At 53.9% G+C, this 15,779-nt stretch carries 14 protein-coding genes; 4 read left to right on the forward strand and 10 right to left on the reverse strand.

Annotated elements, in window-relative coordinates:
* Window positions 1-229 precede the first annotated feature (229 nt).
* Window positions 230-844 carry a hypothetical protein gene (locus PKY88_09770; protein ID HOQ05486.1) on the forward strand — a complete coding sequence of 205 codons (615 nt, stop codon included), beginning with the start codon at window positions 230-232 and terminating at the stop codon, window positions 842-844.
* A 27-nt stretch (window positions 845-871) separates the two neighbouring features.
* Here the strand turns inward: PKY88_09770 and PKY88_09775 are convergent, their stop codons facing one another.
* From PKY88_09775 to PKY88_09815, 9 genes are all read right to left on the reverse strand, one after another.
* A complete protein-coding gene (locus PKY88_09775) occupies window positions 872-1,414 on the reverse strand; it encodes a type II secretion system protein (protein HOQ05487.1) in 543 nt (180 codons plus the stop codon).
* Between the two features lie 533 nt (window positions 1,415-1,947).
* Entirely contained in the window at window positions 1,948-2,943 is a 996-nt protein-coding gene (locus tag PKY88_09780; GenBank protein HOQ05488.1) for a TGS domain-containing protein, read from the reverse strand.
* 105 nt (window positions 2,944-3,048) lie between these two features.
* Window positions 3,049-5,457 (reverse strand): alpha-L-arabinofuranosidase C-terminal domain-containing protein, encoded by a 2,409-nt coding sequence (locus tag PKY88_09785; GenBank protein HOQ05489.1) that lies wholly within the window; start codon window positions 5,455-5,457, stop codon window positions 3,049-3,051.
* Between the two features lie 71 nt (window positions 5,458-5,528).
* Window positions 5,529-6,614, reverse strand: coding sequence for a 3-isopropylmalate dehydrogenase (locus PKY88_09790; protein HOQ05490.1), 1,086 nt, complete (start codon window positions 6,612-6,614; stop codon window positions 5,529-5,531).
* 43 nt (window positions 6,615-6,657) lie between these two features.
* The gene (locus PKY88_09795) at window positions 6,658-7,587 is read right to left on the reverse strand and encodes a site-specific DNA-methyltransferase (GenBank protein ID HOQ05491.1); all 930 of its coding nucleotides are present in this window, start codon (window positions 7,585-7,587) and stop codon (window positions 6,658-6,660) included.
* A gap of 139 nt (window positions 7,588-7,726) precedes the next feature.
* Entirely contained in the window at window positions 7,727-8,233 is a 507-nt protein-coding gene (locus PKY88_09800; protein HOQ05492.1) for a 3-isopropylmalate dehydratase small subunit, read from the reverse strand.
* A 118-nt stretch (window positions 8,234-8,351) separates the two neighbouring features.
* Window positions 8,352-8,717: a four helix bundle protein gene (locus tag PKY88_09805; GenBank protein HOQ05493.1), complete on the reverse strand. Its 366-nt coding sequence runs from the start codon at window positions 8,715-8,717 to the stop codon at window positions 8,352-8,354.
* A gap of 42 nt (window positions 8,718-8,759) precedes the next feature.
* Complete coding sequence (locus PKY88_09810; protein ID HOQ05494.1) at window positions 8,760-10,031, reverse strand: 3-isopropylmalate dehydratase large subunit; 1,272 nt, start codon at window positions 10,029-10,031, stop codon at window positions 8,760-8,762.
* A 96-nt stretch (window positions 10,032-10,127) separates the two neighbouring features.
* On the reverse strand, window positions 10,128-11,690 hold the full coding sequence (locus PKY88_09815) for a 2-isopropylmalate synthase (GenBank protein HOQ05495.1): 1,563 nt from the start codon (window positions 11,688-11,690) through the stop codon (window positions 10,128-10,130).
* Between the two features lie 103 nt (window positions 11,691-11,793).
* Between PKY88_09815 and PKY88_09820 the strand changes: the two genes are divergently transcribed.
* Complete coding sequence (locus PKY88_09820; protein ID HOQ05496.1) at window positions 11,794-11,949, forward strand: hypothetical protein; 156 nt, start codon at window positions 11,794-11,796, stop codon at window positions 11,947-11,949.
* 3 nt (window positions 11,950-11,952) lie between these two features.
* Here PKY88_09820 and PKY88_09825 read toward each other — a convergent pair whose 3' ends face one another.
* Window positions 11,953-12,624, reverse strand: a complete 672-nt coding sequence (locus tag PKY88_09825) for a hypothetical protein (protein HOQ05497.1) — start codon at window positions 12,622-12,624, stop codon at window positions 11,953-11,955.
* 113 nt (window positions 12,625-12,737) lie between these two features.
* On the opposite strand from PKY88_09825, the gene pyrF reads away from it, so the two are divergent.
* On the forward strand, window positions 12,738-13,679 hold the full coding sequence (gene pyrF / locus PKY88_09830) for an orotidine-5'-phosphate decarboxylase (protein HOQ05498.1): 942 nt from the start codon (window positions 12,738-12,740) through the stop codon (window positions 13,677-13,679).
* A 274-nt stretch (window positions 13,680-13,953) separates the two neighbouring features.
* Window positions 13,954-15,756, forward strand: a complete 1,803-nt coding sequence (locus PKY88_09835; protein HOQ05499.1) for a HEAT repeat domain-containing protein — start codon at window positions 13,954-13,956, stop codon at window positions 15,754-15,756.
* Window positions 15,757-15,779 lie beyond the last annotated feature (23 nt).

The raw sequence follows: 15,779 nt of genomic DNA on the forward strand, positions 1-15,779 counted from the left end.
CGGCTTATGTTATTCCTGAGCCGGCATCGATGCTGCTTTTGGGACTGGGCGGCCTATTCCTTCGCCGCAAATAAGGAAGGTTCCCGAGAACCGGAAGACGTGAACGAACTCACGCGTGTCTGATAAAAAGCCCTCCCCGCACAGGAGGGCTTTTTTATTGATTTAGAAATAATAAAATGATATTATTTTATTAATGACCTTAAACCTGCCTGATAGTGCGAGGGAACGTATGAATGTTTTGATTTTTTTGTGTATAGCGTTTTTTTCCATTCTTGCCGGCTGCCAGAAAGGGCATCAGAAGCAGCAGCCTATTTCGTTTGACCCCAATGCCACCCAGGTTGTTTTGATAGATGCAGACCGTTTTCCTGAGAGTATGAAAGGTATTTGGCAGAATGAGGAATTAGGGTGGATATTCAAAATTGATGAAAGAGGGTACCTGACTCGGCTGCAGCACCATATTGGAAGAGCAAAGTTAGTAGCCGGCAAAACCACAACAATTCCTCTAATTAATAATGGACAGGCGATTCTGGAACCGGGTCCTTGGCTTGTTCAATATGACGGAAAGACTCAAACTGTAAGCATTGAAATTACATTAAAAAATTTCCTCTATGATGTAGGCGGCGATCAAGTCAAAGGTTCGAGTCGAGATGTTTTTATCGGGAAAGTGCCCCAAGAAGGTCAGACAACATGGACAGCACAATGGATCACCTTTCCTAAATACGTAGCATCGACGGCAGATAAATCCTACGTAAACTATGAACTGCCTTTCGAAGAGGGTTCAGAAGATCAAGGCGATATAGTTTTTGAAAAGGTTGACATTGAAAAGTTAAAGGGGATGTATTGAAGAAATTCGACAAGCCCATTATTCAGACTAATAATCAAAATATTGCTGCCCCTGACTATCTTTGCCGGTATAATTGATTTTAATTGTTTTTGTTGACGGCTGATAAACCCACCCATGAGGCAATGTAATCGCCATGCCATCTGTTATGGTTCCATTGTTGACGATATAAAAAGAAGAATATCCGTTAAAAGGATTCTTTGGAATTCGCCGGAGATATTTGTTAACGATTGTAAGCTGGCTAAAAACAAAGAGGGAACTTGGTGTTTTTGTAGGGTCATTGCCGGGATATCCTGGTGGTACGCCGTTGTGGTCGAGGGCATAGCGTTCGATGGCGTCGCGGAGGATACGCAGGTTTTCTTTGGCGGCGGCTTCCTTGGCCCGCTGAGAATAGCCCTGGACCTCCGGAAGGATTAGGGCCGCTAAAATGCCTAAGATTGCCACGACAATCATCAGCTCCACCAGCGTAAAGGCCGAATGCTTTTGAACCGCAGATTTCATTTTGAACCACAGATTACACTTGCCGCGGCGGGCTTGCCCGACGGGCGGATTACTCAGATTATAAGAAACCATTTAACCACGGATTTCATTTATTATCCACAGATTACACTTGCCGCGGCGGGCTTGCCCGACGGGCGGATTACTCAGATTATAAAAAACCAATTAACCACGGATTTTCAAGGAGCCAAATCATTGTCTCTAAACAGAGCATCATTGATGGATTTTATCGGCCAAAAAAAGGGGGGAATTAACCGCAGATTACACGGATTACAAAAGAGAACCAATTAACCACAGATTACGCAGATTTCACAGATTTGAAAAAAAATGAAGGCAGAGGGCAAACGAAATTGCAGGATAACAGTTCTCTGATAACTGATGACTGATAACTGATGACTGATAACTGATGACTGGCGTCTGGCCACTGAAGGATTTCGTTTAACCACAGATTACACTTGCCGCGGCGGGCTTGCCCGACGGGCAGATTTCACAGATTCTGTATTTATTTATAATCCCGAAAGAATTAAATCCGTGTAAATCCGAGAAAATCCGTGGTTAATGATTATTTTCTTTTTGATTTCTGTGTAATCCGTGAAATCTGTGGTTAATTATGGGAAATGCAGCTCGATGATTTCTTTATCGGACAAAACGTGGTCCCGCGGGACGTTCTGGCCGTCGTGGATGCCGGGGGCGCCCCAGGCGCGGGCGAATTTGAGCTGCTCGGCCAGGTCGCGGTGGATTTTATAGGCCAGGTCGATAACGGTGGAGCCCCGCGGCAGCGTAAATGGGTCCTTAAAGTCCGGCTCGTGCCCGGGCTTTTTGGCGTAAATCCTCACTACATCGAGCATTTCAAAGATTCGCCGCATCAGCAGGTCCAGATTCTGTCCTGTTTTTGTCGAGATTTCGATAAACTCAAACGGCCGCTCGGTTAATTCTTTCAGGGTCTGCAATGTGCCGGCGGGGGCGATGTCGGCTTTGGTTGCGATGACGAAGGTTTTGCGGCCGAGCGGGCTGCCGGATTCGGTAAAAGCCGGAGTATTCTCGTCCAGAATCAGCCGGTGCGAGTCGAGATACCGAGTGCAGATGTCCATTTGTTCGAGGACGTCGCCGGACAGGTCGATTACGATAGCTATCAGGTCGGCCCCGCGATAGACATTGACCTGCCCCGGGGCGGCGTAGTCGGCGGTAATCGGGGGGGTATCGACCAGCTGGATTTGGATGTCCTCAAACGGGGCCATCCCGGGAACGGGCTTGTCAGTGGAGAAGGGGTAGTCGGCGACAATGACCGGGGCATTGGTGAGGGCGGCTAAAATGGAGCTTTTGCCGCTGTTGGGGGTGCCGATGAGGGCGACCTGGCCGGCGCCGGATTTTGGGATATGGAACAGGTCGGTATGTTTGCCGCCGCCTTTTTTGGCACGGCTTTCGAGCGTTTCGCGCAGTTTGCTGATGCGGCGCTTGATGTCGGCCTGCATGTGTTCGGTGCCCTTGTGCTTGGGGATGGTGCGGAGCATCTCCTCGAGGGCCAGCAGGCGTTCTTCATCGGTGGTTGCGGCCCGGTATTGCTCGTCGGCTTTTTTGTATTCGGGTGTCAGGTTGGCCGGCATTGTGCTTCCCTCATCGTATGGATTCGGAACCGACAGGATAAAGAAAAACGCCGGGGTTGTAAAGATGCCCCGGCGTTTTGCAAAGCGGTTTTTCGGCAAAATCCGTCAGCGGACAGGGATTTTGTAAAGCGTGATGCTGATGGGCTTTAGGGTCAGACTGCCCGTCCAGTCCGCCGCGGGGAGGGTCTGGATGTCGATGACCGGGGGTTGCCCGGGGTCGTTGTAGGCCAGCGGGTCTTCGTGAGCAATCATCCAGCCCTGGGCTTTGCCGGCGGGCTTGAGGGCCTGAAGTTCGACCTTGACCTGATAAGTATCGAAGGTTGCATTGACAAAGCCAATCGTCAGGAAGCGGGTATCCTCCGTCAGGGCGGCGGCGACGTCGAGTTTTTCATTCCAGCCGGACACCTGCACGGGAATGGTGCCGAATTCCTGCCGGTAGAGCATCAGAGGATAGGCGGTCGCATCGAAACCGGCTGCCGTCTTGGTGGTTTTGATGCAGCCGATGACGTTGACGGTCTGGGCGTAATTGGCCATAAAGCAGATATCGGTGTTGCGGAAGTATTCGTGCAGGCCGGCGGCGATGCCCAGCGCGTCTTTCATAAAATATCGGGTGCCCAGCTCGCCGAAGACGTGCGGGCCGTACCAGTAGTTCCATTCATCCATTGCAATCCGGATATCCTTGCCCTGCAGGGAAGGCAATTCCCGGCGATAGCGGCGATGGGCATCGCATTTGTTTCGAATGGCATCGGGGATTTGCCGGACGTGGGCGGTCAGGTCCGGCCGATTCTGGCAGTAAAAATGCTCGCTGATAAGATTCATATGGTCTGCACAGTGCCGGAGCATCTGTTCGGACCAGTCTCCGGCCTCGCCGACGCCGATGGTTTTGATAGTCGGGTCAACCTGACGCATCTTTTCTTCAACCCAGTTGTGCTTAAGCACATAGTGATTGATGGACATATAGCCCAGCTGCCAGCGACCGAACATTTCGTTGCCGACACACCACCACTTGACGCCGAAGGGTTCAGGATGGCCGTTTTCCGCCCGCCATTTGCCGTTGGGAGTATTGACCGAACCGTTGCAGTATTCGACTTCGGCGGCGGCGGAGTAGGCATCTCCGAATCCTGTGTTGACGGCAATCATCGGTTCGGCGTTAATGAGCCGGCACAATTCAACAAATTCGTGGATGCCGACGTCGTTGGTTTCAATACCGGTCCAGGCGGGGTTGGTTCGGGTGGGCCGGCGGTCCCGGTCGCCCAAACCGTCGCGCCAATCGTATCCGCTGACAAAATTGCCGCCGGGCCAGCGATAAACGGGGCTGTTCAGTTTCTTAAGCAGTTCGAGGGTGTCTTTGCGGAAGCCCTTGACGTTGTCGGCGGGCATCAGCGAAACGGCTCCGATGTCAAAGGTGCCTTTGCCGGTGCCTACAATTTCAAGCCGTGCGTTTTCACTGTCCGCCCCCGCCTCGAAGGCAAACGGATAGGGCTGGAAGGAGTCGGTAATCGAGGAAATTGTGACAGTTTGGCCCTCCCCAGAATTGCTGCCCCAGACCAAGCGGACCTGGATTGGAGCGGCAGAGGGACTTCCCCGGAGAACAACCCGTCCGGTATATTCTTTGCCTTTCAGAACTGCCAGTTCCTCCTGGAAAATACCGGCTTGTCCATTGGCCAAAGAGATACGCGGACAGTGTTTGCCGGACAGCGGTGCTTCGCTGGTCATTGAAACGGCATTCGATGGGCCGATGACCTTCCAGGGGGAGTCAGCCAGGACGCGGGCCTGCTCGCGGGTAGTCCGCCAGACTGGACCGGACGCCGGTACGGCAAAGTAAAACTTTCGGTCTTCGAGCATTTCCGCCCAGATACCGCCGTAGATGCAGCGTCCGAGATGTTCAATAAACTGGCCGTAGATGTATTTCGAGATGGGTTCAGACGGCTTGGACGGGTCAATTTGAATGGACATTGTAATGGTTTCTGAAGAGGGTTTTTTCTCCTGGAGCAATTCGAGAGAGATGTCGTCAAACCAGGCCCTTCCGGCGGCTTGTCCCCATCCTCCGAAAAGGCAGTTAATCATAATTTGATTGATGCCGGCAATGTCAAATTCACACTGAAGGCGTGTCCAATCGTTGGTTCCCGTCAGGGCTCGGGTTTGCGCGCCGTCCATTCCGTGGACATTCAGCAGGACTCCCTGTCCGCCTTTGGGGACAATGTTTTCGGTTTTGACCCAGCCGCTGAGCCGATACCGTCCCCACTTCTGAATGGACACGGTTTGCGACCAGGCGGCATCGGCCCCTTCGGAGGTGATTTTGGCACAGCGGGAATTGCGGCGGCCTTCCTGAACAATGACTGCATCAGCCTGTCCGGCCCAGGCGGAACGAATCCAAGAGTCAGGATTTTCCAGAGAACCGTTTTCGAATGAGGGATTTTGAAGCAGATTTTGCGTCGGGGCTCCGGCCCGGACGGTTGTACAAATCAAGCCGATCCAAGCGGCGGCAAGGAAAAAGGAAAGATGTTTGCCCATATTAAACTCCTTTCTTGAATGGATTGAATGACAGAGGGCATTTCCCGCAGGAGTGCCCTCTGTCGTTTTTTCTATTCAGCCACTTTTTCGGCTACAAGGTCGCCGACCTGAGATGTCGAATAGCCCATTTTGCCTGCCGCCAGAGATTTGAGTTTGTTGGCGGTAACATATTTGACAGCGTCTTCCACCTTTTGAGCGGCTTTTTCTTCGCCGAGCGTCTGGAGCATCATCTGCATGGCACAGATGGCGGCCAGCGGATTGATGACACCCTGTCCGGTGTATTTCGGGGCCGAGCCGCCGATGGGCTCGAACATGGAAACGCCTTCCGGATTGATGTTGCCGCCGGCGGCGATGCCCATTCCGCCCTGCGTGATGGCGCCCAGGTCCGTGATGATGTCGCCGAACATATTGCCGGTTACCAGCACGTCAAACCATTCCGGATTTTTCACCATCCACATGCAGCAGGCATCCACGTGGTAATAGTCCCGGCGGATATCGGGATAATCCTTTTTGCCGATTTCGTGGAAGGCGCGTTCCCAGAGGTCGTAAATGTAGGTGAGCACGTTGGTTTTTCCGACCAGACCAACGGTGTTTTCCGGTCCGACGCCGCGTGCTTTTTTGCCGTACTTGCGGGCGTATTCAAACGCATAGCGCAGGCAGCGTTCCACCTGAAAGCGCGTGTATACGGCGGTTTGAACAGCGACCTCGTGGGGGGTTCCTTTCATCGTGATGCCGCCGGTGCCGGTATAGGCATCGCCGGTATTTTCCCGAACCACCACGTAGTCGATTTCCTTCGGACCTTTGCCTTTGATGGGGGTTTCGACGCCCGGGAAGAGCCGGACGGGCCGCAGGTTGATGTACTGGTCGAGGGCGAAGCGGAGCTTGAGCAGAATGCCCTTTTCGAGAATGCCCGGAGCGACATCCGGATGCCCGATGGCCCCCAGCAAAATAGCGTCAAACTTTTTGAGCTCTTCAACGGCACTGTCCGGCAGGGTTTCGCCGGTGCGTTTGTATCGCTCGCCGCCGAAATCAAAATAGGTTTTGTCCGTTTTAAAGCCGAACTTGGCGGCGGCCGCATCCATAACCTTGACTGCTTCCGCAATGACTTCCGGGCCGGTGCCGTCTCCGCCGATGACGGCAATCTTGTACGTCTTCATCCAACCGCATCCTTTCCATTTCTTCAGATTTTTTGTTGCTTTTTTATGTGGGTCTTGCGTTTCGTTCCCAAAAGACGCCGTCTGCGTAGCCCTGTATGGTTTTATCCGTATCCGCCAGCAGGAGACGTTTTTCCGCCAGACAGGCAAACAAAGGGTCAATTTCGATGCCAATATAGCGTCGGTTCAGTTTTTTTGCAACCACGGAAGTAGTGCCGGAGCCGAGGAAGGGGTCCAGGATGACATCGCCGGGGTTGGAGGAAGCCAGGATGATTTTGGCCAGCAGTTTCTCCGGTTTCTGGGTAGGATGATCCGTGTTTTCGGGCATCGACCAAAAGGGGACCGTCAGGTCGGTCCAGAGGTTGGAGGGGGCGGTCAGGCGAAAAGGGCCCTCTTTTTCCGGCTGCCAGTCTTTGGGGCGTCCGTCCGGATGGGTATAGGGGGCCAGGACACGGCGTTTGAGTTTGACGGCGTCCACGTTGAAGGTGTACCGGTCGGAAACAGTGCAGAACCAGATATCCTCCGAGCAGTTTTTCCAGTTGGTTTTGGCCCCGCGGCCTTTTTCCCGCTCCCAGGTGATGCGGTTGCGGATGATGAAATACTTTTCTGCGACGGTCTGGACGGCGGAAGAGCCGCGCCAGTCCGAACAGATATAAATTGAAGCGGTCGGCTTCAGCAGCCGCAGGAGCGGTGCCAGCCAAGCGTCCAGCCGGGCGGCATACTGCTCCGAAGAGGTTTTTTTGAAGGTTCGTCCATTGAAGGCCTTGTTCAGGTTGTACGGCGGGTCCAGAAAGAGCAGGTCTGCAATGCCGTCCGGCAGGAACCGACAGGCCTCCTGCATATCCTGACAGATGGTGGTATCCAGAATCTCCTTACCCCGGACCGGGCGATCCAGCCGGATAAGCCGTTTGGCATACGCCTGCCTTTCCGTTTCCGTCAGGCCGATCGTCCGATTTCGTTCAGCCCGCTGCTTCATAAGTAAAAAGGCAAAAGAGAAAAGGAAAAAGGACAAGGCAAAGGGAAAAACTATCGTTTCCCTTTACACGTTCATACACTGGAGGCAAGAATTTTTGAAATAGAACCGCTTTTCGGGTTCCTTGACAAATGTTTCTTTTTCAGCGGACATTTTCCGTTTTCCCCTTTTCCTTTTTCTTTATGTGTTCCAGGAGACCGCCGTCGCGGATGATGGCCAGGGCGAAGTCCGGCAGGGGAGTAAACCGGATGGTTGTGTTCTGCGTCTTGTTGCGGATGGTGCCGGCTTCGTAATCGATTTGGAGTTCATCGCCGTCGCGGATTTTTTCGAGGGCTTCGGGCAGTTCGATGGGGTAAAAGCCGCCGTTGATGCAGTTGCGGTAGAAGATGCGGGCGAAGGAATGGGCGATGACGGCGCCGACTTTGGCCCCCTGAATGGCCCAGACGGCGTGCTCCCGCGACGAGCCGCAGCCGAAATCATCGCCGGCGACAATCACATCGCCGGGGGCGCATTTCTTTACAAAGCCCGGGTCCAGGTCTTCCAGACAGTGTTTGGCCAGTTCGGCGACATTGTCGGTATTCAGATACCGGGCCGGAATGATTTCATCGGTATTGATGTGGTCGCGTTTGTACACATGAGCTTTGGGCATATATAACTCCAAACACTAAAGGTAATTTCTAAATCCTAAACACTAAATCCTAAACACTAAATCCTAAACACTAAATCCTGAACAGTTTGAAAATTGACAGACGAAACTGCTCAGAAGATTATTTGCTTTTTGTAACAATAGCACCGAAGATATGTGTCAGTTCGATTGCTTCATTCTCCAAATACCGCCTTTCTGTCTCGAGGTCTTTATTTTGTCCGATGTCGATTAGTCCAAGCCAGTAACGGCTTTCTTTAGATTCTTTTCGGCATATTTTTACTCTCATTATGAAGTCTTTTTTGCTCAATGCTTCGTTTGCTTCTCTGTAATTAGCTCCTACTGAACCCGATGCTTTAACCAGCTGCCGAGAATCTTCGATGTTGGATATCGTTTTCGGGAGCTTCTTGATAAAATCTCTGACCCTTCTGGCAAATTGATAGGTTCGCTCTTCCAAATCATAATGTTTAGAACTTTCTTTCTGATTCATTTCGTTCTTGCAGTTTCGAGTTTAGGATTTAGGGTTTAGGATTTAGGATTTTCCCAAGTATTTCCTCGGATCGGTCAGTTTTCCTTCCACGGCGCTGGCGGCGGCGGCGGCGGGGCCGGCCAGATAGACCTCGCTCTTGGGATGTCCCATCCGCCCGACGAAGTTTCGGTTGGTGGTGCTGATGCACCGTTCGCCTTCGGCCAGAATGCCCATAAATCCGCCCAGGCACGCGCCGCAGGTCGGGGCGCTGATGACGCAGCCGGCATCGTAGAAAATCTGCGCCAGCCCTTCGTCAATCATCTGTTTCCAGATGTGGGGCGTGGCGGGCACAACGACGGTGCGGATTTTGACCGTGCGGCCTTTCATTACCGCGGCGGCCTGCCGCATGTCTTCGATGCGTCCGTTCGTGCAGCTGCCGATATAGGCCTGGTCCATCGGCAGCCCGGCACACTCCGAAATGGGCCGACCGTTGCTGGGCAGATGCGGAAAGGCAACCATCGGCTCCAGTTTCGAGCAGTCGATTGTCTCTGTGGAGATATACTGGGCGTCCGGGTCGGATTCAAAGACGGTGTAGTCGGTTTTGCCTTTCAGACGGCCTTCCAGGTAGGCCCGCGTGGTTTCGTCAAAGCCGATGATGCCGCTTTTGCCGCCCGCTTCGATGGCCATATTGGTGATGGTCATTCGGGCCTCCATGCTCATCTGTTTGAGGGCCGGGCCGACGAACTCCATCGCCCGATACAGAGCGCCGTCGGTGCCGATGCGGCGGATGACCTCTAAAATGACGTCTTTGCTGCAGACGCCGGGGCCGAGGGTGCCGTTCAGAACGAACTTCATCGAGGCGGGCACTTTGAACCAGAGCATTCCTGTGGCGATGGCGGCGGCCAGGTCCGTCGAGCCGATGCCGGTCGAAAAAGCCGCAAAGGCGCCGTAGGTGCAGGTGTGCGAGTCGCCGCCGACAATCACCTCGCCCGGACGGATATGGCCCTGTTCCGGCAGCAGGGCATGACAGACGCCGGCCCGCCCGAGCAGGTAGTAATAGCGGATGTTCTTTTCACGGGCCCAACGGTCCAGCCGCTTGTGCAGTTCCGCACTGGGGATGTCTTTGGCGGGTTGGAAGTGGTCGGGCGTGACGACGATTTTCTCCGGGTCAAAGACGCGGTCGATGCCGTGCTTCTTAAGCATCGAAATAGCCGGCGGCGTCGTTACGTCGTGGCACATAATCAGATTGATTTTGGCGTTAATCAAATCGCCGGCCTTGACCGACGCTTTGCCGGCGGCCCGGGCAAGAATCTTTTCCGTAATCGTCATTCCCATACTTTGCTCCGCAAAGAAATTCTAAGGGTTAAATCCTAAATCCTAAGTTCTAAACCCTAAATTCTAAAGTTGAAATTCATAAAGGCGAAAGCTTTTTTACAGGACCGCTTTGGGCTGGTCTGTGGAGCCGTTGTGTTCGGCGGCCACCATCCGGTTTATGGCGTCCACGTAGGCCTTGGCGCTGGCTTCAATAATGTCGGTGGACACACCGCGCCCGATAAACCGCCGGCCGTTTTCATTCTGAATCCGCACGGTGGTTTCGCCGAGGGCTTCTTTGCCTTCCGTGATGGCCCGAATGGAGTAGGAATCCAGTTTTGGGGCCTTTCCGGTGGCCTGGCGGATGGCCTCATAGGCGGCATCGACTGGGCCGTCGCCGCAGGCAGCGGCCTGAAGGGTTTCCTGACCGGCGCGAATCCGCACACTGGCGGTCGGAATCGTTCCGGTTCCGCAGGCAACCAGCAGATACTCCAGCTGGTATGTCTGTTCCACGGCACGGACTTCGTCGCTGATAATGGCGGCGATGTCTTCGTCAAAGATTTCTTTTTTTCGGTCGGCCAGTTCGAGGAATTTCTGATAGGCGATTTCGACCTCGTTTTCTGAGAGATTGTAGCCCAGCTGCCGGCAGCGGTCCACAAAGGCGTGCCGTCCGGAATGGCGGCCGAGCACAACACGCGAGCCCTCCAGTCCAATCATCTGCGGCGTCATGATTTCATAGGTTTCGCGTTTCTTGAGGATGCCGTCCACATGAATGCCGGATTCGTGGGCAAAGGCGTTCTTGCCGACGATGGCCTTGTTGGGCTGAATGACAAAGCCGGTCAGCTGAGAAACCAGCTGGCTGGTGCGGTAAATCTGGCGGGTGTCGATGCCGGTGGTCAGATTGGCGAAGAAATCCTGACGCGTATGGATGGCCATCACGATTTCCTCCATCGCCGCATTGCCGGCCCGCTCGCCGATGCCGTTGATGGTGCACTCGACCTGTCGGGCGCCGTTGCGCACCCCCGCCAGCGAGTTGGCGGTGGCCATCCCGAGGTCGTTATGGCAATGCGTACTGATGACCGCCCGTTCAATGCCTTTGACGTTCTGTTTGAGTTTGGCGATGATTTGGCCGTATTCGTACGGAAGGACGTATCCGACTGTATCGGGAATATTCAGTGTGGTTGCACCGGCCTCAATAACGGCAGAGAGAATTTCATAGAGAAACTCCAGTTCGCTCCGGCAGGCATCCTCCGGAGAAAACTCGACATCGTCCGTAAATTGACGGGCCATTTTCACCGCCTCGACGGCCATCTTGAGTACCTGGTCGGGTTTTTTGCGGAGTTTGTACTCCATATGAATGGGGCTGGTGGCGATGAACGTATGAATTCGCCGTCTGGAGGCGGCCTGGAGGGCCTTGCCGGCGGCGGAAATATCTTTTTCATTCGCCCGGGCCAGGGCGCAGATGACCGGCCCCTGAACCTGTTCCGCGCAAAGACGGGTGGCCTCAAACTGCGCCGGCGAGGATATCGGAAAGCCCGCTTCAATGATATCCACACCCAGTTTGGCCAGCTGATGAGCAATCTCCAGTTTTTCACTGATGGAAAGGGCGGCCCCCGGGGATTGTTCCCCATCACGGAGTGTGGTATCAAAAATCAAGACTTTTTCTATCGGTTCTTTTTTCATCTTTCTATCTCCGGAACGAGACAAATTTAAGGGATTCATTATGCCAAGAAGGACATAAAAAATCCATCTCGAAAGTGGAAAACGGAAAATCAGGATTATGTGTGTGGAGTTTCTTGCGCCGCTACGGGCGCAGCAGGAGCAGGCCCAGAAGGACCGGGTGGTTGACCAAATTGGTTTTGCTTTTGTGCATCACTGCATCCATTTGAACAATCTATCGAATAAAAAGCAAGGAAGTTTGAAGAAATTTTCCGATTTTTGAAGTCTAATTGGCCGGAGTCAGGAAAAGCCGCGCTCTGCCGGATTCGATAGTAAGTTTGGTAATTCGAGCGGATTTATCGAAAATACGCAAAACAGGGTCAAACGGCTGGTTCGAAATCATCGCATAATTGACGGATTCGATGGGGTCTTGCGGGTCAAAATGTTCACGGACATATTTTTCGGCAACCCTCCGGGCCAAAGGTGTAATAGGAAGCAGCCCCAGATAGACGGATTGAATATTCAGATTCATTTTTCCATCTGAATCAAGATAGGGTTTAGCGTATATAGATAAAATGGACGACAAGCCTCTGTAATCGACCTTTGCCATCAAAACCGTAGTTTCCGGAGAGAAGGTGAGCATAGGGGTGTAAATGGTAAACCCTTCGAGTTGAATTGGCCAGGGATAACGAGAAAGTATATCGTTAATCCCTTCTTGTTCCACAAGCAGTTCAAAGGGTTGGTCCATCTGGACCTTGTCGTAAAAATCAGGCCCAAGTTTATGGGTCAGATAGGGGCTGACCTCTCTTGGGTTTTCGGGCCGGACGGGTTTGTATGAGTCCGGATTGACGGTAAGCAGCAGAATGGCTCCGAGGACCGCCGCAGCCAAAAGGCCGACAGAGGCAATCCAGTGTCTGTGTTTAATAAAAACCTTTTTTGTCTTTTGGGAGGCAGTCATAGGGGTTTCACAAAAACATTCTTGCGAATCGATTGGGGAGGGATTATAGTAAACCCTCTTTATGAATGGAAGATGTTTTTTACGGGAACAGAACGTTCGGTAAGGAGTATTTTGTGGCCAGTCATTTTGGTGATCGTCTTTGCGAGGCAGTACAGAAGAAAAGCACGCCCCTGATTGTGGGGCTGGACCCGGTGTACAGCCGGCTTCCGGAGGCCATCCGGAAGCATAAGGATATGAATGATGCGCAGGATTTGGGTGCTTCGGTGGATGCGTTGTTTGAGTTCTGCAGCCGCGTGATGCGCATTGTTGCCCCGATTGTCCCGGCGGTAAAGATTAATTCGGCCTATTTTGAAAAGTACCTTTGGGAAGGGATGGAGACGTATTACGCGCTGGTCAGCGAGGCCGATGCCCTGGGGCTGGAGGTGATTGGGGATGTCAAGCGGGGCGACATCGGTCATACCGCCCAAATGTATGCGGAAGGACATCTGAAGAATCCGGATTTTGAAGGAATGGAGGATGTGATTGTGCCGGATGCCGTCACGATCAGCGGTTTTGCCGGTGCGGAAGGGATTGTGCCGTTCGCGGATATGGCCGAAGAGCAGGGCAAGGGCGTTTTTATCTGGGTGCGTTCGAGCAATCCGACGGCCGGAGCGCTTCAGGATTTTGAAAATGCCGCCGGGCAGAAATGGTATGAGAAGCTGGCGGAAATCGTCGGGGAGATTGCCAACCAGAACAGGCGAATCGGTGCATCCGGCTACAGCAATGTAGGGATGGTCATCGGCGGGACAAGCCCGCAGGCTGCCGCGGTTCTTCGCCAGCGGTATCCGAAGTGCTGGTTTTTGGTGCCCGGATACGGCTCGCAGGGGGCCGGTGCCGCCGAATGCATGCGGTTCTGCAATAAAGACCGGCTGGGGGCTCTGATTAATGCTTCTCGTTCCATTATCTATGCTTATGAAGACCCCAGATATCAATCGCAGTTCGGCGACAACTGGGAAAAATGTGTGGAGCAGGCCGCACTGGATGCCAAGATGGAACTGGCTAAAGTGCAGATTTGAAGGACTTTCAGAAGAAGTTTGGAAGGACGGAAGGCCGGTGCAGATGTGCGGGGAGGGCTGTTTTTTACTTTGACAGAGGGGGTGGGTGCTTTATAATAAAGCCCCAATAAAACCGAAGGGGGCAATGATTTATAAGTGGTTGTTTAGAAAGAGGTTGATTTTGGGAAACACGGCCTCTCGTTTTTTATAGACGACGGGTTTTCAGGATGGCAGAGCGAAATTCGCCAAGGGAATCGGCAGGCAGTGGGTTTTGGATGTCAGTAGGAGACCATCAATGCGGTTGAGCAAGTGGATGATGCGGGTGTGGGTTTGGGGAATGCTGGCGGTTTGGGCGGGGGCCCAGGACCCCAACACGCCGCAGGAAGCACCATCAGCCAAGGCCGTCGAAAGCAACTGGAATGATTTTCTTCATTATACCCTCATCGGACGGTTTGACTTGGCGCAAGGATATGGACAGCGTCTTTTAGAGGCCAAGCCGGACCCCCTTCTGCTGCTGGAGCTGAGCGAGCAGAATCCCCGCGGTTATGAACTGCTGCTGAAGATGCAGGCCGACAGCGAGCAGCTGCGTGAGATTGCCTCCGGGGTTCTGAAGATTATTGAGGAAGGCCGTTATCAGCGTCGAACAGACCCGAAGATTATTCTGGCGGAAATCGCTCGTCTGAATACGACGATTCGGGGCCGCATTGCTGCACAGGAACGGCTGAAAAACGCCGGAGAATATGCCGTGCCGTTTTTGCTGAATGTGCTGGAAGACACCAGCCGTCGGGAAGAGTTTGCCAACGTAGTGCAGACGCTTCCGATGCTCGGTCGGGCGGCGATTCGTCCGCTGACGGCGGCCCTGCAGATGCCGAATACGGCGGTGAAGGCCGAGATTATCGATGCCCTCGGGAAAATCGGTTATTTTGAACCGCTGCCGTATCTGAAATATATTGCGGAAAAGGATGAATCCGCTCAGCTGAAACAGGCGGCGCTGACAGCCATTGACCGGATTGACTCCTCCGCCCGGCAGATTCCGGCGGCGGAGCTGTTCTTCCAGCTGGCGGAGAAGTACTACAATCGGGATGATTCGGTTGCGGCGTCTTCGGAGTTTTCGTTTGCGAATCTGTGGTTTTGGGATGCCGAGCGGCAGATGCTCAGCCGGCTGGAGGTTTCACACGAGTATTTCAATGAGCTGATGGCGATGCGCTGCTGTGAGTGGGCCCTGAAGGCCGATGCCGGACTGGGCAAGGCGATTGGATTGTGGCTGGCGGCGTTCTTCCGGGCGGAGTCGCATGGAATCCCAATGCCGTCGTATTTCGGCCAAGGGCATGCCCCGGCGATGACCTATGCGGTGACGGCCGGACCGGAATATCTGATGCAGGCACTCTCGCGGGCCCTGAAGGACAAGGACAACTATGTGGCGCTGCAGGTGGTCGAGGCGCTGGCGGTCAACGCCGGTTCCCAGGCTCTCCTAACACGGATTGGGCTGCAGATGCCGCTGGCGGATGCTCTGCAATATGAAGACCGCAAAATCCGCTACAGTGCGGCGATTGCTTTGGGGCAGGCCGGTCCCGTGTCCGGCTTTGCAGGCAATGAACTGATTGTGCCGCTTCTGGCGGAGGCCCTGCTGAAGAAGGGCGCGGAGGAGATGGATGCCCAGGCCGCCGAGGCCTATTCGGTTCGGGCGATGGAGACCCTCGAGCAGCTGGCGGTCAGCGGGAATACGGCGGTGGATTTATCCGCGGCGATGGAAGCGCTGATAGAAATGAACCGCTCGGGGACGGACACAATGCGGGTATCGGCGGGACGAGTGTTGGTCTACCTGTCCAGCCCGGAGGCCCAGCGGGCCGTTGCCCAAACGGCAATGGATGAAAACAGCCCCAAAGAGGTTCGGATTGCGGCGTTTGCCTCGCTGGCCCGCTCGGCCAAGCGGAACGGCAATCTGCTGCTCAGCGAGCAGATTGAGGCGCTCTATCAGCTGGTTCAGTCTCGACAGGCGGACCCTGCGCTGCGGGAGGCGGCCGCCGGTGCCTTCGGGGCGCTGAATCTGCCCAGTCAGCGTGTGAAAGATTTGATTTTGGAGCAGGCCCGCTCCTGAAAAAAGAGGTTTGGTGTCTTGCT

The sequence above is a fragment of the Anaerohalosphaeraceae bacterium genome, assembly GCA_035378985.1.
Taxonomy (GTDB): Bacteria; Planctomycetota; Phycisphaerae; order Sedimentisphaerales; family Anaerohalosphaeraceae; genus JAHDQI01.